The organism is Corallococcus sp. AS-1-12 (assembly GCF_020036995.1).
Lineage (GTDB): Bacteria > Myxococcota > Myxococcia > Myxococcales > Myxococcaceae > Corallococcus.
Genome location: NZ_JAIQDD010000020.1, coordinates 60,389 through 85,772, shown reverse-complemented (window position 1 = coordinate 85,772; position 25,384 = coordinate 60,389). Strand labels below are relative to the sequence as shown.

Below are 25,384 nucleotides of genomic sequence, written 5' to 3'. Positions count from 1 at the left end.
TGACACGGCCGCTGCGGTCATTTGTCGCAGCGCCCGCAAGGGGCCTCCTCACGGCAGCGCGATGCGCCCCGGTGCGCTCTGGGTGCCCTGCTCGGTGTGACAGCCATTGCAGTCCCCGCTGTTCTGCGGCGTGGCCATCATCCGCGACGTGCCATCCGGCCCCACCAGCCGCGCCCGGTACGGCAGCGGGAAGGGCGGCTGGCGCGTCGTGGACATGAAGTTGCCCGCGGAGTTCGGCACCAGCGTGAGCCGCACCTGGCCGTCCGCATCCAATATCTCCACCCTCACCTTCGACGGCTCCGCCAGCCGGGCATCACACCCGTCCGCTTCGTGGAGCGACGGGAACACCGTGCCCATGAAGTAGTACGCCACGGAGGGCGCGTCCCGCAGGTGACAGCTCCGGCAGGCGTAGCCCGGCGCCATGGTGGCCCCGGTGCCGCCCGTCGCCTCGGTCCAGACGCTTCCGCTCGCGCACGTCGTCGGCGCGGGCCCCGGCTCCACGCCCGCGTCCACGTCCACCACCGCCGCCAGCTCCGGCTCCGCGGAACAGCCCAGCGCGCCGCACAGGACCAGCGCCTTCCACGTCCACCGCGTCACGTCACGCACCGCCGGTCCCGGCATGTCTCACGCTCCCGGGCCGCCTCTACCACGCGCGCCACCGGCCCCCCCTGCGGCACAAGCGCGCAGGCGCCGTGTCGGACCCGCCCCGTATCCTCCGGAAACACTCTCCAGACGAATCCAAGGAATCCTATTTTCACTGGCAATTCACAGACACACACAGGGCCACTGCGGGGTGTCGCTGCGGCGGACACACTCGCGCGGAGGCGGACCCGTACACTCCGCGTGTTCCCGTCGCATGATCCGATGTGTCACGTTTACACGGACACCTCGCGCACTATCCCGCGAACAGGGGAGGTCCCCGGGTTTCCGACCTTGGGGGTCGTTTGAATGTTCCCCCATTCGCGAGATGAAGTGAGTCGCGGCCCAGACGCTCTCCGAATTCCGTCCTCATGAAATTCGCACCCAGCCCCGCCCCTGCTTCACGCGCTCCCCGCGGTGCCCGATTTCCAGCATGGCGCCAATGTGGGTGGGGGGGATTGCTCGCGCGCGCGTCAGACGATACATGCGCGAGACAACGCCCCTTCACGGCGGGTGCTGATTGCGACTGACCTCTTGAAACCCTGTCTCGCCGGGAGACAGCACCCCCCCGGCCCCTGAATCCGCGTCTCCGTGCCCCCCGCGCACGGAACACCCCCGCCTCCCAGGAGTCGCGTCAATGCCCACTGGAACCCCGCCCGGTTCTTCCCCGGTCCCCGACCTTGCGTTTTCCACCCTGGTTGAATTGCTGCGCGTCCGCGCGACCACCCAGGGTGACCGGCGCGGCTTTACGTTCCTGCTGGACGGGGAGACGGACGAAGCGCACCTGACGTACGCGGAGCTGGATCAGAAGGCCCGGGCCATCGCGGCGGCGCTCCAGGCGCGCGGCGCCCAGGGCCAACGGGCGCTGCTGTTGTACCCGCCCGGCCTGGACTACATCGCCGGGTTCTTCGGCTGTCTGTACGCGGGCGTGATCGCGGTCCCCATCTATCCGCCGGACCCCATGCGCCTGGCGCGCACGCTGCCGCGCCTGCTGGCCATCAGCCAGGACGCGCAGGCCACCATCGCCCTCACCACCGACTTCATCTACGGCATGGGGGAGATGCTCTTCGAGCAGGCGCCGGAGCTGCGGGAGCTGCACTGGATCGCCACGGACACGCTGGACGCGGAGGTCGCCGAAGGGTGGAAGGACCCCGGCGTGGCCACGGACACGCGGGTGTTCCTCCAGTACACGTCCGGCTCCACGTCGTCGCCCAAGGGCGTGGTGCTGACGCACGGCAACCTGCTGCACAACTCGAAGCTGATCCACGAGTGCTTCGGTCACTCCACGCACAGCCAGGGCGTCATCTGGCTGCCGCCGTACCACGACATGGGCCTCATCGGCGGCATCCTGCAGCCCCTGTACGGCGGCTTCCCGGTGACGCTGTTCTCGCCGGTGGACTTCCTCAAGCGCCCCATGCGCTGGCTGGAGGCCATCTCCCGCTACAAGGCCACCACCAGCGGCGGGCCCAACTTCGCCTTCGACCTGTGCGTGCGCAAGAGCACGCCGGAGGAGCGCGCGAAGCTGGACCTGAGCCAGTGGGACCTGGCCTTCAACGGCGCGGAGCCCATCATGCCGGACACGCTCCGGCGCTTCGCGGAGGCGTTCGGTCCGCAGGGGTTCCGCTCGGAGGCCATCTACCCGTGCTACGGCCTCGCGGAAGGGACGCTCATCGCCTCCGGCGGTGACAAGCGCGAGCTGCCGGTGCAGCGCACCGTGGACGCGGGCGCGCTGAAGGACAACCGCGTGGTGGCGAAGGAGGCCGCGAGCCCCGGCGCCCAGACGCTGGTGGGCTCCGGCCGCAACCTCACGGATCAGCGCCTGGTCATCGCGCATCCGGAGACGGGCGCGCCGCTGCCGGCGGGCCAGGTGGGTGAAATTCGCGTCGCCGGGCCCAGCATCGCGCAGGGCTACTGGGGCCGCGAGGAGCAGACGCGGACGACCTTCCAGCAGCCGCTGGCCGGCACGGGGGACCCGACGCCGTTCCTGCGCACGGGCGACCTGGGCTTCCTCGCGGACGGCGAGCTGTTCGTCACCGGCCGCCTGAAGGACCTGATCATCATCCGCGGGCGCAACCACTACCCGCAGGACATCGAGCGCACGGTGGAGTCCGCCCACCCCGCCATCCGCCCCGGCTGCACGGCGGCGTTCTCCATCGAGCAGGACGACGAGGAGCGCCTGGTCGTCGTGACGGAGGTGGACCGCCGCGCGGTGGAGCGCGACGGCGTGGACCTGGACGCGCTGGCGCAGGGCATCCGGCAGGCCGTCGCGGCCGGGCACGACCTGCAGGCCCAGGGCGTGGTGCTGCTGGGGCCGGGCGCCATCCCGAAGACGTCCAGCGGCAAGATCCAGCGCTTCGCGACCCGCGCGGAGTACGTCGCGGACACGCTGGAGGCGCTGCACAAGAGCATCCTCGCCGCCGCGCCCGCCCCGGCGCCCGCGGCCGTGAAGACCGCCGCCCCGGAAGCCGCCGCGCCCGCGCCCGTGGGCCCGGACACCAGCATGCTCCAGAAGATGCTGGCGGTGGTGACGGACGCCACCGCGCGCAGGGCCATGGTGGCGGTGTTCCTCCAGGAGCAGGCCGCGCAGGTGCTGCGGCTGCCCACGGCGCAGGTGGACGCGCAGAAGCCGCTGCACGCCTACGGCGTGGACTCGCTGATGGCGGTGGACTTCAAGAGCGCGGTGGACGCGGGGCTGGGCATCGACCTGCCGCTGTCGGACGTGCTCCAGGGCGTGTCGCTGGCGAAGCTGGCGGAGGTCGTGGTGACGCTGATGTCGGCGCCGCCGTCCCAGCAGGCCTCGAGCGCGGTGGCCGCCTCGTCCGCCACCGGTGACGCGCCCCTGTCCGGCGGACAGCAGGCGCTGTGGTTCATGCACCAGCTCGCGCCGGAGAGCGCCGCCTACCACGTGCCCGTCGCGGTGCGCGTGCGCGCGGGGCTGGACGCGAACGCGCTGAAGGGCGCCTTCGAGGCGCTGGTGGCCCGCCACCCCGCCCTGCGCACCACGTTCGTCATGGCGGCCACCGGCCCCGTGCAGCGCGTGCACGCGGAGCCGCGGCTGGACTTCGTCGTCACCGACGCGAAGGGCTGGAGCGACGCGCAGGTCGCGGAGGCCCTGTCCGCCGAGGCCCGCCGCCCGTTCGACCTGGAGAAGGGTCCGCTCCTGCGCGTGCGGCTGGTGTCGCGGTCCGCGGAGGACCACGCGCTGCTCATCTGCATGCACCACATCGTCACCGACTTCTGGTCGCTGGCGGTGATGGCGGAGGAGCTGGACGCGCTCTACCCGGCGCTCAAGCTGGGCAAGCGCCCCACGCTGGCCCAGCCCGCGCGCACCTACGCGGACTACGCGCGCTGGCAGTCGGAGATGCTCACCGGTGCTCGCGGCCAGGCGCTGGAGAAGTACTGGCGCGAGCAGTTGTCCGGCACGCTGCCGGTGCTGGACCTGCCCACGGACCACCCGCGTCCCCCGGCGCAGACCTTCAACGGCCGCGTCCACACCACCCGGCTGAACGCTGACGTCGCGAGCGCGGTGAAGACGCTGGCGCGCGACCATGGCGCCACGCCGAACATGGTGCTCCAGACGGCGTTCCAGGTGCTCTTGCACCGCTACACCGGCCAGCAGGACTTCACGCTGGGCGTGGTGAGCGCGGGCCGTGGACGCGCGGAGCTGGCGGGCATCACCGGCTACTTCGTCAACCCGCTGGTGGTGCGCACGCGCCCGTCGCCCACCCTGTCCTTCACGGACTACCTGGCCCAGACGCGCCAGACGATGCTGGGCGCGCTGGAGCACCAGGACTACCCCTTCAGCGCGCTGGTGGACCGGCTGCAGCCGGTGCGTGACCAGAGCCGCTCGCCGCTGTTCCAGGTGATGTTCGTCTACCAGCGCGCCTCCAAGCTGGACGAGCGCGGCCTCACGCCCTTCGCCCTGGACATCCCGGGCGCGAAGTCCACCGTGGCGGGCCTGCCCATCGAGTCGCTGCTGCTGTCGCACGGCGGCGCGCAGTTCGACCTCACCCTCACCATGGGCGAGGCGGACGGCGAGCTGGTGGCCTCCTTCGAGTACAACACCGACCTCTTCGAGGCCGACACCATCGAGCGCATGGCCGGGCACCTGGCCACGCTGCTGTCCGGCATCGCCGCGCAGCCGGGCCGCGCGCTCGCGGGGCTGCCGCTGCTCACGCAGGCCGAACAGCAGCAGCTCCTGGAGACCTGGAAGGGTCCGCGCGTGCCGCTCACGCAGGCGGACATGCTGCCCGCGCTCTTCGCGGCGCAGGTGGCGCGCACGCCGGACAACGTCGCGGTCCTCTTCAAGGACTCGCAGCTCACCTACCGTGAGCTGGACGCTCGCGCGGGGCAGCTCGCCGCGTGGCTGCGCGGCGCGGGCGTGAAGCCGGGCGACATCGTGGGCATCTGCCTGGAGCGCTCGGTGGAGACGCTGGTGTCCGTGCTGGCGGTGATGGCCGCGGGCGCGGCGTACGTGCCCATCGACCCGGCGTACCCGTCCGAGCGCGTGGCCTTCATCCTGGGCGACACGCAGGCGCCGGTGCTCATCACCCAGTCCTGGCTCCAGCGCACGCTGCCCTCGGGCATGTCCGCGCGCACGCTGTTCGTGGACCAGCCGCTGGACGGCGCGCTGTCCTCCGCGCCCGCCGCGACGGTGGCGGCCGGGGACCTGGCGTGCCTCGTCTACACCTCCGGCTCCACCGGTCAGCCCAAGGGCGTGATGCTGGAGCACGGGGGCCTCGCGAACCTCGTGCGCTCGTTCGTGGAGTCCTACGCGCCTGGGGCCACGGACCGGATGCTGCCGCTCACGTCGGTGGCCTCCGCCAGCTTCGTGGGCGAGATCCTCCCGCTCCTGTGCACGGGCGGCGCGCTGGTGCTGCCCACCGAGGATGAGATCCTCGACCAGGAGAAGCTGTTCCAGCTCATCACCCGCCACACCGTCACCATCGTGAGCACGGTGCCCGCGGTCATCGCCGGGCTCAACGCGCGCCTGGAGCAACTGCCGCCGCTCAAGCTGGTGCTCTCCGGCGGCGAGGCGCTGGTGGCCAGCGACGTGGAGAAGCTGCTCGCCACGGTGCCGGTGGTGAACGGCTACGGCCTCACGGAGACCACCGTGTGCTCCACCTACCACCGCATGGCGGTGGAGGACCTGCGGGGCCACGCGTGGGTGCCCATTGGCCGGCCCGTCATCAACACGGACGTGTACGTGCTGGACGCGGAGAAGAACCTGCTGCCCGTGGGCGTCCCCGGTGAGATGTACGTGGGCGGCCTGGGCGTGGCGCGCGGGTACTGGAAGCGGCCGGAGCTGACCACGGAGCGCTTCGTGGCCGACCCGTTCCACGCCGGACAGCGCCTGTACCGCACGGGCGACCGCGCGCGCTGGCTGCCGGATGGCGTGCTCACGTTCCTGTCCCGCGCGGATGATCAGGTGAAGATCCGCGGCTTCCGCATCGAGCTGGGTGAGGTGGAGGCCGCCGTGCGCCGCCACCCGGCCGTGAAGGACGCGTTCCTGATGGCGCGCGAGGACTCGCCCGGCGACAAGCGCCTGGTGGCGTACGTGGTCCTGGGCGAGCCCGCGCCCACGCACTCGGACCTGAACACGTTCCTCGCGGAGGGGCTGCCGCCGTACATGCTGCCGTCCGCGTACGTGCCGCTGTCCGCGCTGCCGCTGTCACCCAACGGCAAGGTGGACGCGAAGGCGCTGCCCGCGCCGGAAGGGGCGCGCCTCGCCTCCGGCGTCGCCTACGCCCAGCCGCAGAGCGCCGTGGAGCGCAGCGTGGCGGCCATCTGGGCGGCGGTGCTGAAGGTGGAGCGCGTGGGCCTCAACGACAACTTCTTCGAGCTGGGTGGCAACTCGCTGCTCATCGCCCAGGCCCACCGGCGGCTGCGGGAAGAGCTGGGCGCGGACCTGGCGCTGGTGGACATGTTCAAGTTCACCACGGTGAGCGCGCTGGCCCAGCACCTGGCGAACAAGGGCGAGGACTCGGGCGCGGCCTCCCAGAAGATCAAGGACGAGGCGGAGCGCCGCCGGGCCGCCCAGGCGCGGCGTCAGCAGGCGCGCGGCCGTGGCAAGTAACCAACGACTTTCAGACCCCCCCAGATTTCGAAGGACGGCTTCATGAGCACTGAGACTCCCGAAGTGGACGGCATCGCGGTCATCGGCCTGGGCGGCCGCATGCCCGGTGCGAAGACCATCTCCGAGTTCTGGAAGAACCTCACCGGCGGCGTGGAGAGCATCACGTTCTTCACCGATGAGGAGCTCATCGCGGAGGGCGCCGACCCCGCGATGGTCCGCGCGCCCAACTACGTGAAGGCCCGCGGCACGCTGGGCGATACGGACCAGTTCGACGCGGCCTTCTTCGGGATGAACCCCCGCGAGGCCGCGCTGATGGACCCGCAGCACCGCGTCTTCCTGGAGTGCGCGTGGGAGGCCATGGAGAGCGCCGGCTACAGCCCGGAGCGCCAGCCCGGCCGCGTGGGCGTGTTCGGCGGCATGAGCATGAACACGTACCTGCTCTCCAACCTGTACTCGCACCTGGCGCACGTCGCGGGCGTGGAGAGCCTCCAGGCGTCCATCGGCAACGACAAGGACAGCCTCACCACGGAAGTGGCGTACCGCATGGACCTGAAGGGGCCGGCCGTCACGGTCCAGTCCTCGTCCTCCACGTCGCTCACGTGCATCCACTACGCCTGCCAGAGCCTCTTGTCGTTCGAGTGCGACATGGCCCTGGCCGGTGGTGTGTCCATCCACTTCCCGGAGAAGGCGGGCTACCTGTACCACGAGGGTGGCACCACGGCGCCGGACGGCCACTGCCACACCTTCGACGAGGAGGCCGCGGGCTTCGTCGCGGGCCACGGCGCGGCGGTGGTCGCGCTCAAGCGCCTGTCGGACGCGCTCAAGGACGGCGACACCGTCTACGCGGTGGTGCGCGGCTCGGCGGTGAACAACGACGGCTCGCAGAAGGTCAGCTACATGGCCCCCGCCGTCGCGGGCCAGGCGGAGGTCATCGCGCTGGCGCAGGCCGTCGCGGGCGTGGAGCCGGACTCCATCGGCTACGTGGAGGCGCACGGCACGGCCACCAAGGTCGGTGATCCGATTGAAGTCGCGGCGCTCACGCAGGCCTTCCGCCAGGGCACGGACAAGAAGAACTTCTGCGCGCTGGGCTCGGTGAAGAGCAACATCGGCCACCTGGACTCGGCGGCGGGCGCGGTGGGCTTCATCAAGGCGGCCCTCACGCTGCACCACAAGGTCATTCCCCCCAGCCTCAACTTCAAGACGCCCAACCCGGCGTGCGACTTCCCCAACAGCCCGTTCTACGTGAACACGGAGCTGCGCGACTTCCCGCGCGGGGAGACGCCGCGCCGCGCGGGCGTCACGTCGCTGGGCATGGGCGGCACCAACGCACACGCCATCCTGGAGGAGGCGCCGGAGCTGCCCGCCACCGACAAGGCCCGCCTGCCCGCGCAGGTGGTGCTGCTGTCCGCGCGCACGGAAGCCTCGCTGGAGGTCGCCACGGACCGGCTGGCCGCGCACCTGCGCGAGAACCCGAACGTGGACCTGGCGGACGTGGCGTACACGCTCCAGGTGGGCCGCAAGCGCTTCGGCAAGCGCCGCGCGGTGGTGGCTCGCACCACGGCGGAGCTGGCCTCCGCGCTGGCGGAGCGCACCCCGGGCCGCGTGTTCAGCGGCACCGCGGAGAACAGCGGCCGTCCGGTGATGTTCATGTTCTCCGGGCAGGGCTCGCAGTACGTGGACATGGGCCGCGAGCTGTACGAGACGGAAGGCGCCTTCCGCGCCCAGGTGGACACCTGCGCGGAGAAGCTCAAGCCGCACCTGGGCCTGGACCTGCGCACGGTCCTCTACCCGGCCGCGGAGTCGCGTGAGCTGGCGTCCGAGCGCCTCAAGCAGACGGGCCTCACCCAGCCCGCGCTGTTCGTCATCGAGTACGCGCTGGCGAAGCTCTGGGAGTCGTGGGGCGTGACGCCGCACGCGATGGTGGGCCACAGCATCGGGGAGTACGTGGCGGCGTGCCTCGCGGGCGTCTTCAGCCTGGACGACGCGCTGGCGCTGGTGGCCGCGCGCGGCCGGCTGATGCAGTCGCTGCCCTCGGGCTCCATGCTCGCGGTGTCCCTGCCGGAGGAGCACGTCACGCCCATGCTGCCGGAGGGCCTGTCCGTGGCGGCGGTGAACAGCCCGGCCACCTGCGTGGTCGCCGGTCCCACGCCGCTCATCGACGCGTTCGTGGAGACGCTGAAGCTCCAGGGCCTGGCGTCCTCGCGGCTGCACACGTCGCACGCGTTCCACTCCGCGATGATGGACCCCATCCTGGACGCCTTCCGCGAGGCGGTCCGCAAGGTGGCCCGGAAGGCGCCGACGAAGCCCTACCTGTCCAACGTCACCGGCACCTGGGTGACGGCCGAGCAGGCCACGAGCCCCGACTACTGGGCGAAGCACCTGCGCGGCGCGGTGCGCTTCGCGGACGGCGTGGGCGAGCTGCTCAAGGAGTCCGACGCCATCCTGCTGGAGGTCGGCCCGGGCAACACGCTCGTCACCCTGGCGCGGCAGCACCCGGACAAGGGCGCGAAGCACGCGCTGATCAACTCGCTGCGCCACCCCAAGGAGCAGGTCGCGGACCTGGACCACGTGCTGGCCACGCTGGGCCGGCTGTGGCTGGAGGGCGTGGAGGCGGACTGGGACGCGTTCCGGGGCGGTGAGAAGCGCCGCCGCATCGCGCTGCCCACGTCCCCCTTCGAGCGCCAGCGCCACTGGGTGGACCCGCGCAAGGAGACCGCCGCCGACGGCGAGCGCTCCGAGTGGGCGTCCGCGGACCAGAAGCAGCCCGTGGCGCGCTGGTTCTACCTGCCGTCGTGGCAGCGCGCGCTGCCCTCGCCGCAGGGCGCCTGGAGCGAGAAGAAGGCCACCTGGTGGCTGCTGCTCCCGGACGACTCCAACGAGGGCCTGGGCGCGCGGCTCGCGCTGAAGCTGGGCGAGGCCGGCCAGGACGTGGTGCGCATCACCCCGGCCGCCGTCACCGCGAAGCACGACGAGCACCACTGGTCGCTCGCGCTGGGCGGCGAGGCCACGGTGCTGGAGGCGCTCACCGCGCAGGGCCGCGCCCCGGACCACGTGCTGCACCTGGGCACGCTGGGCCTGGGTGACGCGCACGGCGAGGCGGACTTCGAGGCCGCGCTGGGCAAGGGCTTCCTGGGGCTGTTGTCCCTGGCGCAGGCCCTGGGCCGTCAGCCCGGCACGCGTCCCGTGTCGCTGGTCGCGGTGACGAACCGCATGCAGGCGCTGGGCGACGAGGCGCCCAACCCGGAGCTGGCCACGGTGCTGGGCCCGGTGCGCGTGATTCCCCAGGAGTACGGCCACCTGTCCGCGAAGGCCGTGGACGTGCGCCTGCCCCCGTCCGGAAGCTGGCGGGAGACGGCGCTGGTGGAGGCCCTGCTGTCCGAGGCCGCCACGCCGTCCAAGCTGGAGACCGTCATCGCGTACCGGGGCGGCGCCCGCTGGGTGCAGCACTTCGAGCACGTGCCCGCGGACGCGCCTCGCACGGCCCAACTGCCGCTGCGCGACGGGGGCGTGTACCTGCTCATCGGCGGCTTCGGCACGCTGGGCTTCTCCCACGCGAAGTCGCTGGCGAAGCGCGCGAAGGCGAAGCTGGTGCTCGCGGGCCGCACGGCGCTGCCGGAGCGCGCACAGTGGGACGCGCACCTGTCCGCCCACGGCGAGGATGACGCCGTCTCCCGCCGCATCCGTCAGGTGCGCGAGCTGGAGGCGCTGGGCGCCCAGGTGCACACCGTGTCCGTGGACGCCGCCAACAAGGTCCAGGTGAAGGAAGCGGTGGACGCGGCGCTGACCCACTTCGGCGCGCTGCACGGCGTGGTGTTCGCGGCGGGTGACGTGGGGCAGGCGCTCTTCCGCGCCATCCCGGACACCCGCCCCGAGGACGTGCGCGACACCTTCCACGGCCGCGTGCGCGGGCTGTACGCGCTGGAGGAGGCCGTGCGCGGACGCTCGCTGGACTTCTGCGTGCTGTCGTCGTCGCTGGCGGCGGTGCTGGGCGGCCTGGGGCTGGCGTCGTACTCGGCGGCCACGTCGTTCATGGACGCGTTCGCCACGAAGCAGGCGCAGACGTCGCCGGTGCCGTGGATGAGCGTGGGCTGGGACGCGTGGCAGTACGAGTCCCGCGCGGGCGGCGCGCAGAGCCCGTTCGGCGCGCTGGCCATCACGGCCTCCGAGGGCGAGGACGCCTTCGAGCAGCTCTTCCAGTTGGGCGCCGTGTCCCACGTGGCCGTGTCCACGAGCAACCTGCGCGCCCGCGCGCGCAAGTGGGCCCAGCCGGCCGCCGCGCAGGAGAAGGCGGAGGCGAAGCAGGACGTGGGCTCCGCCCTGGGCACCACGCCCCGGCCGGCGCTCCAGAACGCCTACGTACCGCCTCGCGACGAGCTGGAGGAGAAGATCGCCCGCCTCTGGCAGACGACGCTGGGCATCGACCAGGTCGGCGTGCACGACAACTTCTTCGAGCTGGGTGGCAACTCGCTCGTCGGCGTGAAGCTGATTGCCCGCGTGCGCGAGCAGTTCGGCGTCGCGCTGCCGGCCGTCACCCTCTACGAAGGCCCCACCGTGGGGGCGCTGGCGAAGCTGCTCAAGGCCGCCAGCGGCAGCGAGGACACGGAAGCCGCGCCCGAGGAGACCGAGGCGCTCAGCCGCGGGGAGCGCCGCCGCGCGCGCCGCGCGAACCGCCGGGGCGACAGCGCCTCCGACGAGGAGTAGCCGTCCCCTCCCCCACCTTTCGAAGCCCGAGCACACCCCATGTCCGCTGAATCGAACATCGACGCGCAGGCCATCGCCATCGTCGGCATGGCCGGACGTTTCCCCGGCGCCCCCGACCTGGACTCCTTCTGGAAGAACCTGCGCGACGGCGTGGAGTCCATCCAGCCCGTCCCCGACGCGGAGCTGGAGAAGCTGGGCGTGGACCCCGTCCTGCGCAAGGACCCGCGCCACGTGAAGGCCAGCGCCGCATTGGCCGGCATGGAGCTGTTCGACGCGGGCTTCTTCGGCTTCACGCCCCGCGAGGCGGAGCTGATGGACCCGCAGCACCGCGTCTTCCTGGAGTGCGCGTGGGAGGCGCTGGAGAAGGCGGGCCACACGCCGGAGGGCTTCGACGGCTCCATCGGCGTGTTCGCGGGCGCGGCCACCAACACGTACCTGGTGTTCCACCTGGTCCCCAACTTCGACCAGTTGAGCGGCATGGACCAGGTGCAGGTGGACGTGAACAACGGCGGCGACTTCCTGGCCACCCGCGTCGCGTACAAGCTCAACCTGCGCGGCCCCAGCTACTCCATCACCAGCGCGTGCTCCACGTCGCTCGTGGCCACGCACGCGGCCTGCCAGAGCCTCTTGAATGAAGAGTGCGACCTGGCCCTGGCCGGCGGCGTGTCCGTGCACGTGAAGCACCCGGAGGGCTACCCCTTCGTGCCGGGCGGCATCGTGTCCCCGGACGGCCACTGCCGCGCGTTCGACGCGAAGGCGGAGGGCACGGTGTTCGGCAGCGGCGTGGGCGTGGTGGTGCTCAAGCGGCTGGCGGACGCCATTGAAGACGGCGACCACATCCACGCCATCATCAAGGGCAGCGCCATCAACAACGACGGCGCGCTGAAGGTGGGCTTCACCGCCCCCAGCGTGGAGGGTCAGGCCACCGTCATCACCGAGGCCCTGGGCGCGGCGGGCGTGGCGCCGGAGACCATCGGCTACCTGGAGGCGCACGGCACCGGCACGAAGATGGGCGACCCCATCGAGGTGCGCGCGCTCAACAAGGCGTTCAAGTTCCGCTCGGCGGCGGCGAAGGCGAGCCCGCCCAGGATTCCGGTGGGCTCGCTCAAGAGCAACATCGGCCACCTGGCCAACGCGGCCGGCGTGTCCAGCCTCATCAAGGCGGTCATGACGCTGGAGCACCGGCAGATTCCGCCCAGCCTCCACGTGACGGAGGTGAACCCGGAGATCCCATTCGCGGGCGGTCCGTTCTTCGTCAACACGAAGCTCACCGACTGGCAGGCGAACCCCAAGCACCCGCGCCGCGCGGGCGTGAGCTCCTTCGGCGTGGGCGGCACCAACGCGCACATCGTGCTGGAGGAGGCCCCGGCCCTTCCGCCGTCCGGCGCGTCCCGCCCCGCGCAGTTGCTGGTGCTGTCCGCGAAGAGCGACGCGGCGCTGGACGCGGCGACGAAGAACCTGGCCGCGCACCTGAAGGCGCACCCCGCGCAGGCGCTGGCGGACGTGGCCTTCACGCTCCAAACGGGCCGTCAGGCCATGGCGAAGCGGCGCGTGCTGGTGTGCCGCGACCGCGAGGACGCGCTGGCCGCGCTGGAGGTGGAGGACGGCCCCCGCCAGTGGACGCACGCGCCGGACGTGCATGAGCGGCCGGTGGCCTTCCTGTTCCCCGGGCAGGGCTCGCAGTACGTGGGCATGGCGCGCGACCTGTACGCGTCCGAGCCGGCCTTCAAGCGGCACCTGGACGCATGCGCGGACAAGCTGACGCCGCACCTGGGGCTGGACCTGCGCACGGTCCTCTTCCCGGAGGCCTCCAAGGCGGAGGCCGCGACGCAGGCGCTGACGCGCACGGAGCTGACGCAGCCCGCGCTCTTCGCGGTGGAGTACGCGCTGGCGAAGCTGTGGATGGCCTGGGGCGTGACGCCCTCCGCGATGCTGGGGCACAGCATCGGTGAGTACGTGGCCGCGTGCCTCGCGGGCGTCTTCAGCCTGGACGACGCGCTGGCGCTGGTGGCCGCGCGCGGCAAGCTGATGCAGGGGCTGCCCGCGGGCGCCATGCTGTCCGCGAAGCTGGAGGAGTCCGCGCTCAAGCCGCTGCTCCCCGCGAACGTCAGCGTGGCGGCGGTGAACGCGCCGGGCTTCACCGTCGTGGCGGGTCCCACCGACGCGGTGGACGCGCTCCAGGCGAAGCTGGAGGCGCAGGGCGTGGAGGTGTCGCGGCTGCACACGTCGCACGCGTTCCACTCCGCGATGATGGACCCCATCCTCGCGCCCTTCACCGAGCGCGTGCGCCAGGTGAAGCTCTCCGCGCCCACCCTGCCCTTCCTGTCCAACGTGACGGGCACCTGGATTGAGGCCGCGCAGGCGACGGACCCGGGCTACTGGGCCACCCACCTGCGCCAGGGCGTGCGCTTCTCCGCGGGCCTCCAGGAGCTGTGCCGCAAGTGGCCGCAGGCGGCCCTGCTGGAGGTGGGCCCCGGCACGGTGCTCGCCACGCTGGCGAAGCAGCAGCCGGGCGCGGACGCGCGCGTCGTCATCTCCTCCACGCGTCACCCGCGCGAGCAGGCGCCGGACCTCCAGGTGCTCCTGGGCGCGCTGGGCCGGCTGTGGCTCAACGGCGTGACGGTGGACTGGAAGGGCTTCGCGGCCCACGAGCAGCGCCGCCGCGTGCCGCTGCCCACCTACCCCTTCCAGCGCGAGCGCTACTGGATCGACGCGAAGCCGCTGGGCGGCGGGGCCCGGACGGACGCGCCCGCGTCGCTGGCGAAGCGCTCGGACGTGGCGGACTGGTTCTACGCGCCGTCGTGGAAGCTGGCCCCGCTGCCCAGGGCGAAGGCCTCGGCGGGCGCGGGCTGGCTGGTGTTCGCGGACGACACCGGCGTGGCGGAGGCCCTGGCGCCGAAGCTGGGCGGGGACGTCTTCCGCGTCGTGCCCGGCGCGCGCTTCGAGCAGCGCCCGGACGGCACCTTCACGGTGGACCCGGCGCGCCGCGAGGACTTCTGCGCGGTGCTGGAGGCGCTGAGGAAGCAGGGCCGCGCGTTCTCCAACGTGGTGCACCTGTGGAGCCTGTCGCGTGAGCCGGCGTCACTGGACCTGGGCTTCCACAGCCAGTTGTTCCTCGCGCGCGCCTTGAGCGAGATGGGCCACCTGGAGCCGCTCACCTGGTCCGTGGTGACCAGCCGCTCCGCCCGCGTGGAGCAGGCGGACGCGCAGCTCCCGGAGCAGGCCCTGCTGGTGGGCCCCACGCGCGTGCTGCCACAGGAGTACCCGAACCTCGCCTGCCGCTTCGTGGACGTGGTGCCCGGCGACGCGGGCGCGGTGGCGGACCGGCTGGCGGCGGAGCTGGGCGCCGAGCCGCGTGACGCGGTGGTGGCCCTGCGGGGACGCCAGCGCTGGGTGCAGACCTTCGAGCCCGTGCGCCTGGAGGCGGCCGGCGCGGAGGTGCTGCGCGACGGCGGCGCGTACCTCATCACGGACGGCCTCACCGGCATCGGCCACGCGCTGGCGTCCGAGCTGGCCACGGTGCACCACGCGAAGCTGACGCTGGTGGAGACGGCGGACTTCCCCAGCCGCGGCCAGTGGACGGCGTGGGTGGAGAAGCACGGCGTGGAGGACGCGGTGTCCCGCCGCATCCAGCGCGCGCTCGCCCTGGAGCGCACGGGCGTGGAGATGCTGGTGCTGCCGGCGTCCCTCACCGACGCGGAGTCCATGCGCGGCGTGGTGGACACGGCGGTGGCGCGCTTCGGCCGCATCGACGGCGTCATCCACGCAGCGGGCGGCATGCAGGGCGCCACGCTGGGCACCATCGCGGAGACGGGCCCGGACGAGTGCGCCTGGCACTTCCGCCCGCAGGTGCACGGCGTGCGCGTGCTGGCGGAGGTGCTCCCGAAGGAGGGCCCCGCGTTCTGCCTCCTGGTGTCCTCTCTGTCGTCCGTGCTGGGTGGCCTGGGACAGGTGGCGCAGGCCTCCGCCAGCGCCTTCATGGACGCCTTCGCCGAAGCGCGCACGGAGGGCTTCGCCTACCCGTGGCTGAGCGTGGACTGGGACGCGTGGCAGTTCGCGGACGCGCAGGCCATGGCGGAGCTGTCCCCCACGCTGGCCCAGTTCGCCATCCAGCCCGCGGAAGGGCTGGAGGCGCTGCGCCGCGCGCTGTCGCACGGCGAGAGCGGCCGGCTCGCGGTCTCCACGGGGGACCTGGCCGCGCGCCGCCGTCAGGGGCCTCGGGCCGCGAAGGCGGAGAAGGGCAGGAAGGACGCGGCGAAGGGCAACAAGCACGCGCGGCCGTCCATCCTCACGCCGTACGCCGCGCCTCGCACGGAGCTGGAGAAGACCGTCGCGGGCATCTGGGAGCAGGTGCTGGGCATCGACGGCATCGGCATCCACGACAACTTCTTCGAGCTGGGCGGCCACTCGCTGCTGGCCACGCAGCTTCGCAACCACATCCACGCGGTGCTGAAGGTGGACCTGTCGCTGCGCGGCCTCTTCGAGACGCCCACCGTCGCGGGCGTCGCCGGGCGCGTGGAGCAGGAGCTGGGCAAGCGCGCGGCCTCCACGGAGAAGCCCATCGCGGAGCGCCTGCGCACCGCGTTCCCCACCGAGCGCCCCGCCCTGCTCACCGAGTACCTGCGCCACCACATCTCCGAGGGCCTGCGCATCCCGTTGGACAAGCTGCCCGCCGACGGCAGCCTCAAGGGCTACGACCTGCACGCGCTGGGCGCGGAGCTGGAGTACGACCTGCGGCAGGACTTCAAGTTCCAGCTCTACCCGCACGAGGTGCAGGCGCACCCCTCCATCCCGGAGCTGTCCAAGTACCTGCTGGTGGAGATGGACCGGCTCCAGGACCCGCAGCGCTTCGCGGAGAACAAGCCGCTGTCCGCGTACCCGCTGAAGCCCTACCGGGCCCAGACGTCCGGCGTGCAGCGCACCAACACGGCGAAGAAGAACCCGCCCATGGTGTTCGTGCACTCCAGCCCGCGCGCGGGCTCCACGCTGTTCCGCGTGATGCTCGCGGGACACCCTCGGCTGTTCTGCCCGCCGGAAGTGAACCTGCTCTTCTTCGAGAGCATGCGCGAGTGGCGTGAGAACATCGGCTTCGGCTCCGAGATGGAGTGGACCACGGGCGGCCTGCAGTGGGCGCTCATGGAGCTGGAGAAGCTGGACTCGCCCGCCGGCGCCGCGCTGGTGGACCGGCTGGTGGCGGACGACGTGTCCGCGCAGGACGTCTACCGCCGCCTCCAGGAGAAGTCCTCGCCCCGGCTGCTCGTGGACAAGACGCCCACGTACGCCATGGACGTGGAGACGCTGGAGCGCGCGGAGCGGATGTTCGAGGGCAACAAGTACATCTACCTCTACCGCCACCCGCTCCCGGTGATGGAGTCCATCCTCCGGATGCGCTTCGACCGCCTCTTCGCCGCCGGCCTCTTCGGCGACGCGGACGTGGACCCCTACGTGGTGGCGGAGACGGTGTGGGCGCTGTCCAACCGGAACCTGCTCCGCTTCTTCGACGGCATCGGGAAGGACCGCTGCCACTGGGTGCGCTACGAGGACCTGGTCGCGGACCCCACGAAGGTGATGACCGGCGTGGCCCACTTCCTGGGGCTCGAGTTCGACGAGCGCATGGTGCAGCCGTATGACGGCAAGAAGGACCGCATGATGGGCGGCCTGGGGGACCCCAACATCCTCCAGCACCAGGGCATCGAGAAGAAGATGGGCGAGTCGTGGAAGCGCATCAAGTGGCCCCGCCCCTTCGACGCCTCCACCCACGCGGTCATCGACCGGCTGGGCTACTCCGTGGAGGGCGCCACGCCCGCGCAGCCCCTGGTGACCGCGCAGCCGGTGGCCACGCCCGCCGCGAAGCAGAAGGTGACCGCGGCGGAGGCGGAGAAGCTGCTGGAGAACATGGACCAACTGTCCGACGAACAGGTGGCCGAGCTGCTCGCGGTGCTGGAAGACGCGGGCGGCGGTGACGGTGGTGGCAGCAGCAGCAGCGAGGACGCGGCCTGAACATGACGCCCGAAGAGAAGCGAGCACGCCTGGCGCAGCTCCTGAAGGACAAGTCGCGCCCTGCCTCCAAGCAGGCGCCCCTGTCCTTCGCGCAGGAGCGGATGTGGTTCCTGGACAAGTGGAGCCCCGGCAGCGCGGCCTTCCACATGCCCACCGCGGTGCGCCTGACGGGCACCGTGGACACGGACGCGCTGCGCCGCGCCCTGGCCCTGCTGGTGGAGCGGCACGACACGCTGCGCACCACCTTCCAGGAGCGCGAGGGCGGCGCCGTGCAGGTCATCGCCTCCACGGGCGAGGTGCCGCTGGAGGTGATGGACCTCCAGGGGCTGCCGGTGACCGAGCGCGACGCCGAAGCCCAGCGGCGCGTGGTGACGCTGGCGCAGCAGCCGTTCAGCCTGGAGCAGGGGCCGCTGTTGCGCGCGGTGCTGATGCTGCTGGGCAACGGTGAGCAGGTGCTGCTGATGGATCAGCACCACATCGTCTCCGACGGCTGGTCCATGGGCGTGCTCGTGCACGAGCTGGCGGTGCTGTACCGCGCGTGCCTGGAGGGCCAGCCCTCGCCGCTCAAGCCCCTGCCGCTGCAGTACGCGGACTGGGCGGTGTGGCAGAAGGAGTGGCTCCAGGGCGCGGAGCTGGAGCGCCAGCTCACCTACTGGAAGAACCGCCTCAACCCGAACGCGCTGCTGGAGCTGCCGCAGGACAAGCCACGCCCGGCGCTGATGAGCTCCAAGGGCGAGCGGCAGGTGATGCACCTGTCCCCCGCCCTCACCCAGGCGCTCAAGGCGCTGGGCCAGCGCGAGGGCCGCACGCTCTTCGTCACGCTGCTGTCCGCCTTCAACGTCCTCTTGTCCCGCTACACCGGCCAGGACGACATCGTGGTGGGCACGCCCATCGCGGGCCGTCCGCGCGCGGAGGTGGAAGGGCTCATCGGCCTGTTCGTGAACATGCTGGCGCTGCGCTCGGACCTGTCCGGCAAGCCCACGTTCAAGGAGCTGCTGAGCCGCGTGCACGAGTCCACGCTGGACGCGTACGCGCACCAGGACATCCCCTTCGAGCGGCTGGTGGACGCGCTCAAGCCGGAGCGGCACCTCAGCCACTCGCCCATCTTCCAGGTGATGTTCGTCCTGCAGAACGCGCCCATGCCGGCCCTGGAGGCCCCGGGCGTGGTGATGGAGGCGAAGCCGGTGGACACCGGCACGACGAAGTACGACCTGTCGCTGCTGCTGGTGGACCTGCCGCAGGGCCTGCGCGTCACCGCCGAGTACAGCACCGACCTCTTCGAGCGCTCCACGGCGGAGCGCCTCCTGGGCCACTACCTGACGCTGCTGGAAGGCATCGTCGCGCAGCCGGACGTGCCCATCTCCCGCCTGCCGCTGCTGCCCGACGCCGAGCGGCAGCGCGTGCTGAAGGACTGGAACGACACCGCCGTCACGCACCCGAAGGACGCGACGCTCACGTCGCTCATCGAGGCGCAGGTGGCGCGCACGCCGGACGCCGTCGCCCTGGAGTTCGAGGGCAGCCGCCTCACCTACCGCGAGCTGGACGCCCGCGCGAACCAACTGGCGCACGCGCTGCGCAGGCACGGCGTGGGGCCGGAGGTCCGCGTCGGCCTGTGCGTGGAGCGCTCGCTGGAGATGGTGGTGGGCCTGTTGGGCACGCTGAAGGCGGGCGGCGCGTACGTGCCGCTGGACCCGGGCTACCCGCAGGAGCGCCTGGGCTGGATGCTGGAGGACGCGCGTCCGCCGGTGCTGCTGGTGCAGGAGCGGCTGCTGGCGCGGCTGCCGGCGTCGGACGCGAAGGTGGTGAAGCTGGACACGGGCTGGGAGGAGATTGCCCGCGAGCCCACCACCGCGCCCGCGCCCACGGCCACGCCGGACTCGCTGGCGTACATCATCTTCACGTCCGGCAGCACGGGCCGCCCCAAGGGCGCGATGAACGCTCACGGCCCGGTGGTGAACCGCCTGTTGTGGATGCAGTCCGCCTACCGGCTCACGCCGCAGGACGTGGTGCTCCAGAAGACGCCGTTCAGCTTCGACGTGTCCGTCTGGGAGTTCTTCTGGCCGCTGATGACGGGCGCGAAGCTGGTGGTCGCGAAGCCCGGCGGGCACCAGGACCCGGGCTACCTGAAGGCGCTGATTGCCTCCGCGTCCGTCACCACGCTGCACTTCGTGCCCTCCATGCTCCAGGCCTTCCTGGACGAGCCGGGCGTGGCGGAGTGCACGTCGCTGAAGCGCGTGGTGTGCAGCGGTGAGGCGCTGCCGCTGGAGCTGAAGGAGCTGTGCCTGCGCACGCTGCCCGGCGCGGGGCTGCACAACCTCTACGGCCCCACCGAGGCCGCGGTGGACGTGACGTTCCACGCGTGCAAGGCCAATGACGGCCGCCGCTCCGTGCCCATTGGCCGGCCGGTGGACAACACGCAAGTTCGCATCCTGGACGCGGAGCTCCAGCCGGTGCCCCAGGGCGCGGCGGGCGAGCTGTACATCGGCGGCGTGCAGGTGGGGCGCGGCTACCTGGCGCGGCCCTCGCTGACGGCCGAGCGCTTCATCCCGGATCCGTACGCGGCGGTGCCGGGCGCGCGCATGTACCGCACGGGCGACGTGGCGCGGTGGCTGCCGGACGGTGAGATCGAGTACCTGGGCCGCGCGGACTTCCAGGTGAAGATCCGCGGCCTGCGCATCGAGCTGGGCGAGATTGAATCCTCGCTGGAGAAGCACCCCACGGTGCGCCAGGCGGTGGTGCTCGCGCGCGAGGACCGGCCGGGCCAGAAGCGGCTGGTGGCCTACGTCACCGGCAAGGACGCGAAGCCCGAGGGCGCGGCGCTGCGCGCGTACCTGCTGGAGCGGCTGCCCGAGTACATGGTGCCGTCCAACGTCGTGGTGCTGGAGCGCATGCCGCTCAGTCCCAACGGCAAGGCGGACCGCAAGGCGCTGCCCGCGCCGGAGGCCGGTGGCGCGGATCCGTCGCGGCCCTTCGTGGCACCGGGGACGGCCATCGAGCAGCAGATCGCCCAGGCGTGGAAGGACCTGCTCCACGTGGAGCGGGTGGGCCTGGACGACCCCTTCTTCGAGCTGGGTGGCAACTCGCTGCTCGCCCTCCAGCTCCACCGCCGGCTGACGGCGGAGCTGGGCGTGACGCTGGCGCTCACGGACCTCTTCCAGTACCCCACCGTGCGGGCACTGGCGGCGCGGCTGTCGCGCCGGGAGGACACGCCCTCGGAGGACGCGGCGCAGGCGGGCCGCAGCCGTGCCGAGGCGCGACGCACGGTCAACCGCCGCGCGGTGGCCTCGCGCGGTCGGGTGGAAACGGATGGAGACGCGGATGAGTGACGCAGTGGGTGGTGGCGAGGAGCGCATCGCGATCGTCGGCCTGTCGGGCCGCTTCCCGGGTGCGCGGACGTTGGAGGCCTTCTGGGAGCTGCTCCGCCGTGGTGGTGACGCGCGCCGCGTGCCCACGGACGCGGAGCTGGACGACGCGGGCGTGCCCCAGGCCCTGCGCGCCCACCCGCAGTGGGTGCGCTCCAGCTACGTGCTGGAGGGCGCGACGGAGTTCGACGCGGGCCTCTTCGGCTACAGCCCGCGCGAGGCGGAGCTGATGGACCCCCAGCAGCGCATCTTCATGGAGTGCGCGTGGGAGTCGCTGGACAACGCGGGCTACGACCCGGGCCGCTTCAAGGGCGCGGTGGCCGTCTACGCCAGCGTGAGCCTGAGCTCGTACCTGCTGCGCGCGCTGATGCGGCAGCCTGACCTGATGGACGCGGCCGGCTCGTTCGGCGTGATGCTGGCCAACGACAAGGACTACGTGGCCACGCGCGTGTCGCACCGGCTGGGCCTGCGCGGGCCCTCAGCGACGGTGCAGACGGCGTGCTCCAGCTCGCTGGTGGCGCTCCACCTGGCGTGCCAGAGCCTCTTGTCCGGCGAGAGCGACATGGCGCTCGCGGGCGGCTCGTCCGTGTCCTTCCCGCAGACGGCGGGCTACCTCTACCAGGAGGGGATGATCTTCTCGCCGGACGGCTACTGCCGCGCGTTCGACGCGAAGGCCAACGGCACCGTGCGCGGCGCGGGCGCGGCGGTGGTGGTGCTCAAGCGCCTGTCGGACGCGCTGAAGGACGGCGACACCATCCACGGCGTGCTGCTGGGCACGGCGGTGAACAACGACGGCGCGGGCAAGGTGGGCTTCACCGCGCCCAGCGTGGAGGGCCAGGCCGCGGTCATCGCGGAGGCGCTCGCCATCTCCGGCGTCACGCCGGAGGACATCCAGTACGTGGAGGCGCACGCGACGGGCACCCCGCTGGGCGACCCGATTGAAGTGGCCGCGCTCAACCAGGCCTTCGGTGGCACGGAGACGGGCCAGAAGCGCGTGGCGCTGGGCTCGCTCAAGGCGGCCATCGGCCACCTGGACGCGGCGGCCGGCATCGCGGGCGTGGTGAAGACGGTGCTCGCCATGGAGCACGGCGAGATCCCCGCGAGCCCCCACTTCGAGAAGCCCAACCCCGTCATCGACTTCGACGCGGGCCCCTTCTTCGTGCCCTCGCAGCCCCGGCCGTGGACGTCCCCCAACGGGCCGCGCCGCGCGGGCGTGAGCGCCTTCGGCATCGGCGGCACCAACACGCACGTCATCCTGGAGGAGGCCCCGAAGGCGGGCGCCCCCGCGCCGTCCAAGCGAGCGTGGCACGTGCTGCCCCTGTCCGCCCGCACGCCAGCGGCGCTGGACGCGGCGACGGAGCGGCTGGCCGCGCACCTGGACGCGAACCCGGCCGTGTCCCTGGCGGACGTGGCCTACACGCTCCAGGTGGGCCGCCACGTGCACGAGCACCGCCGCGCGGTGGTGGTGAAGGACGTGGCGGACGCGAAGGCGGCGCTGCGGGATGCGCGGCGGCTGCTGGGCGGCTCCGGCACCAACACGCGCCGGCCGGTGGTGTTCCTCTTCTCCGGCCAGGGCTCGCAGTACGTGGACATGGGCCGGGGCCTCTACGAGCAGGAGCCCGCCTTCCGCGCGGAGGTGGACGCGTGCGCGGAGAAGCTCAAGCCGCACCTGGGCCTGGACCTGCGCACGGTGCTCTACCCGCCCGCGGACGGGCGTGAGAAGGCGACGGAGCAGCTCAAGCAGACGTCCCTCACGCAGCCCGCGCTGTTCGTCATCGAGTACGCGCTCGCGAAGCTGTGGGCGTCCTGGGGCGTGACGCCGCAGGCGATGGTGGGCCACAGCATCGGCGAGTACGTGGCCGCGTGCCTGTCGGGCGTGTTCAGCCTGGACGACGCGCTGGCGCTGGTGGCCACGCGCGGCCGGCTGATGCAGTCGCTGCCGGCAGGCTCCATGCTTTCCGTACGGATGACGCCGGAGGCGCTGGCGCCGCTGATGGACGCGCGCATCTCCGTGGCGGCCGTGAACGCGCCGGGCTTCACCGTCGTGGCGGGCCCCACGGACGCGGTGGACGCGCTCCAGGCGAAGCTGGAGGCGCAGAAGGTGGAGGTGTCGCGGCTGCACACGTCGCACGCGTTCCACTCCCACATGATGGACCCCATCGTGGAGGAGTTCCGCCAGGCGGTGGCGAAGGTCGCGCGCAAGGAGCCCAAGGACCTCTACCTGTCCAACGTCACCGGCACCTGGGTGACGCGCGAGGACGCGGTGAGCCCGGCGTACTGGGCGCGTCACCTGCGCGACGCCGTGCGCTTCCAGGACTCGGCCGCGCTGCTGCTGAACGACCCCGAGCACGTCTTCCTGGAGGTCGGCCCCGGCAACGCGCTGGCCACGCTGGTGCGCCGCAACGCGCAGGAAGGCACCTTCCCGGCCATCCTCACGACGCTGCCCGCGCCGCGCGACGCCCAGCAGGACGCGCTCACGCACGCCGCGGACGCGTTCGCGAAGCTGTGGCTCGCGGGCGCGAAGGCGATTGCCGGCCGCGTCTACAAGGGCGAGGCCCGCCGCCGCATCCCCCTGCCCGCCTACCCCTTCCAGCGCGAGCGCTACGACCTGCTCAAGGGTCCGCCGCCCGCGCTGCCTCGCGCCGCGTCCCCACGGCCCGCCACGGCGCAGGGCGTGGAGCTGACCGTCCCTGCGTGGCCGCGCACGCGCGCCTCGCCGCAGGTTCCGTCGCTCTCCGGCCAGCGCTGGCTGGTGCTGGAGGCGGACACGCCGGTGGCCGCGCGCGTGTCGGAGCGGCTGCGTCAGGCGGGCGCGGACGTGGTGTCGCTCGTCGCGGGCCAGGGCGCGCCGGATCCGGTGACGAAGCGCTTCGCGGTGGACCCCGCGTCTCCGGATGCCGTGGGAGCACACCTGGAGCGCCTGCGCGGTGAGGACTGGACGCCCGCGCACGTCGCGTACCTGTGGCCGCTGGTGAAGGAGCCGCGAGACCTGGAGTCGGGGCTCGCGACGTCGTTCCACGGGCTGCTCGCGCTGGCGAAGGCCGTGGGCCCGGGCGCGGCGAAGACGCCCGTGTCGCTGGACGTGGTGACCACCGGCGCCCAGGACGTCACGGGCGAGGAGCCGCTGCTGCCCTGGCAGGCGGCCGCGGTCGGCACCAGCCGCGTGCTGTCACAGGAGTACCCCGGCCTCACCGTGCGCGCCGTCGACGTCACCTGGCCCGCGCCGGACGAGTCCGCGTCCGGGCCGTGGCTGGAGCGGCTGGTGACGGAGCTGGCCACCGGCAAGGACCCGGTGGTCGCGCTGCGCGGCCCGTACCGCCACGTCGAGGCGTTCGAGCCCATCGACGTCCCGGTCCCCGCGAGCGCGGGCACGGCGGAGCCGCACGGAGATACGGCCGGTGGCTCCTCGCAGGCCGGGCTCAAGGACGGCGGGGTCTACGTCATCGTCGGTGGCCTGGGCCGCGTGGGGCTCGCGCTCGCGGAGCAGCTCACGCAGGCGGTGAAGCCGAAGCTCGTGCTGCTGTCCCGCCGCACGCTCCCCGCCCCGGGTGAATGGGACGCGTGGCGCGCGGGCCATGACGCGCAGGACGCGACGTCCAGGGCCATCGAGCGCATGCGCGCGCTGGAGATGGCGGGCGCGCAGGTCCTGGCGCTGCGCGCGGACGCGGGCGTTCCGGGTCAGCTCGACAAGGCGCTCCAGGTCGCGGAGGCGAAGTTCGGCCGCATCGACGGCGTCTTCTACGCGGCCGGTGACGGCGGCATGGCCACCCGCATCTCCGTGGCCGAGGCCACGCCGGAGGCCACCGCGCCGCTGCTGTCCGGCCGCTTCGGGGGCCTCATGCACCTGGCGGAGGCGCTGGCGTCGCGGCAGCCGGACTTCGTCGTGGTGCAGTCCTCCCTCACCGTGGTGCTGGGCGGCATGGCGGTCAGCGCGGTCGCGGCGGCGCACGCCGGCATGGACGCGCTGGCGGTCCGGCAGGCCCGGCTGGGAGGGACCCGCTGGTACACCGTGGACTGGGACGTGTGGGGCGTGGGCGAGGGCTTCCGCCCCGACGCCGTCATCCCGCCCGCCGAGGGCTTCCGCCTCCTGCGCGCGCTGATCACCCAGCCCACCGGTGGACGCTTCCTCGCGTCGCTCGGGTCGCTGGAGGCGCGGCGTCAGGTGGCGCGCGACGGTGCCTCCACCGCCCGCGCGAGCACGAGCGCCAGCGGCAAGCACCCGCGCCCCCCGCTGGCCAACGCCTTCGTCGCCCCGCGCGACGAGACCGAGGAGAAGGTCGCCGCGCTCTGGCAGGACCTGCTGGGCGTGGAGTCGGTGGGCATCACCGACAACTTCTTCGAGCTGGGCGGCCACTCGCTCCTGGGCGTGCAGTTGCTGTCGCGCATCCGCGAGGCCTTCCAGGTCGAGCTGTCCATGCGCGCCCTGTTCGAGTCCCCCACCGTGGAGGTCATGACGGTGGCCATCGTGGAGGCGAGCGCCAGTCAGCTCGACCCCGAAGCGCTGGAGGCCATGCTCGCGGAGCTGGAGCAGGGCTGAAATCCCCCTTTGGAACGCCGGGCCCGCGCGCACTTCCGTAGTACGGTGCGCGGGCCCTTGACCCTCCTG

General features: G+C 72.4%; 6 protein-coding genes. 5 read left to right on the top strand and 1 reads right to left on the bottom strand.

Features of this window, described 5'->3' with window-relative positions; all coding sequences use genetic code 11:
• Positions 1-48: 48 nt before the first annotated feature.
• Positions 49-621, bottom strand: a complete 573-nt coding sequence (locus tag K8556_RS26680) for a hypothetical protein (RefSeq protein ID WP_223742921.1) — start codon at positions 619-621, stop codon at positions 49-51.
• A 721-nt stretch (positions 622-1,342) separates the two neighbouring features.
• Between K8556_RS26680 and K8556_RS26675 the strand changes: the two genes are divergently transcribed.
• From K8556_RS26675 to K8556_RS26655, 5 genes are read left to right on the top strand one after another with little or no spacing between them, the layout of a single operon-like run.
• The gene (locus K8556_RS26675) at positions 1,343-6,715 is read left to right on the top strand and encodes a non-ribosomal peptide synthetase (RefSeq protein ID WP_223742920.1); all 5,373 of its coding nucleotides are present in this window, start codon (positions 1,343-1,345) and stop codon (positions 6,713-6,715) included.
• A gap of 42 nt (positions 6,716-6,757) precedes the next feature.
• Positions 6,758-11,416 (top strand): type I polyketide synthase, encoded by a 4,659-nt coding sequence (locus K8556_RS26670; RefSeq protein ID WP_223742919.1) that lies wholly within the window; start codon positions 6,758-6,760, stop codon positions 11,414-11,416.
• Between the two features lie 39 nt (positions 11,417-11,455).
• Complete coding sequence (locus tag K8556_RS26665) at positions 11,456-17,416, top strand: type I polyketide synthase (RefSeq protein ID WP_223742918.1); 5,961 nt, start codon at positions 11,456-11,458, stop codon at positions 17,414-17,416.
• Positions 17,417-17,418: 2 nt separating this feature from the next.
• A complete protein-coding gene (locus tag K8556_RS26660; protein WP_223742917.1) occupies positions 17,419-20,742 on the top strand; it encodes a non-ribosomal peptide synthetase in 3,324 nt (1,107 codons plus the stop codon).
• Entirely contained in the window at positions 20,735-25,315 is a 4,581-nt protein-coding gene (locus K8556_RS26655) for a type I polyketide synthase (protein ID WP_223742916.1), read from the top strand. Before K8556_RS26660 ends, K8556_RS26655 begins: the two co-directional genes overlap by 8 nt.
• Positions 25,316-25,384: the final 69 nt, after the last annotated feature.

Bases quoted from the DNA above. Each gene is read 5' to 3' on its own strand.
- K8556_RS26670 (WP_223742919.1), top strand. From the start codon at position 6,758: ATGAGCACTGAGACTCCCGAAGTGGACGGCATCGCGGTCATCGGCCTG.
- K8556_RS26655 (WP_223742916.1), top strand. From the start codon at position 20,735: ATGAGTGACGCAGTGGGTGGTGGCGAGGAGCGCATCGCGATCGTCGGC.
- K8556_RS26665 (WP_223742918.1), top strand. From the start codon at position 11,456: ATGTCCGCTGAATCGAACATCGACGCGCAGGCCATCGCCATCGTCGGC.
- K8556_RS26680 (WP_223742921.1), bottom strand. From the start codon at position 621: ATGCCGGGACCGGCGGTGCGTGACGTGACGCGGTGGACGTGGAAGGCG.
- K8556_RS26660 (WP_223742917.1), top strand. From the start codon at position 17,419: ATGACGCCCGAAGAGAAGCGAGCACGCCTGGCGCAGCTCCTGAAGGAC.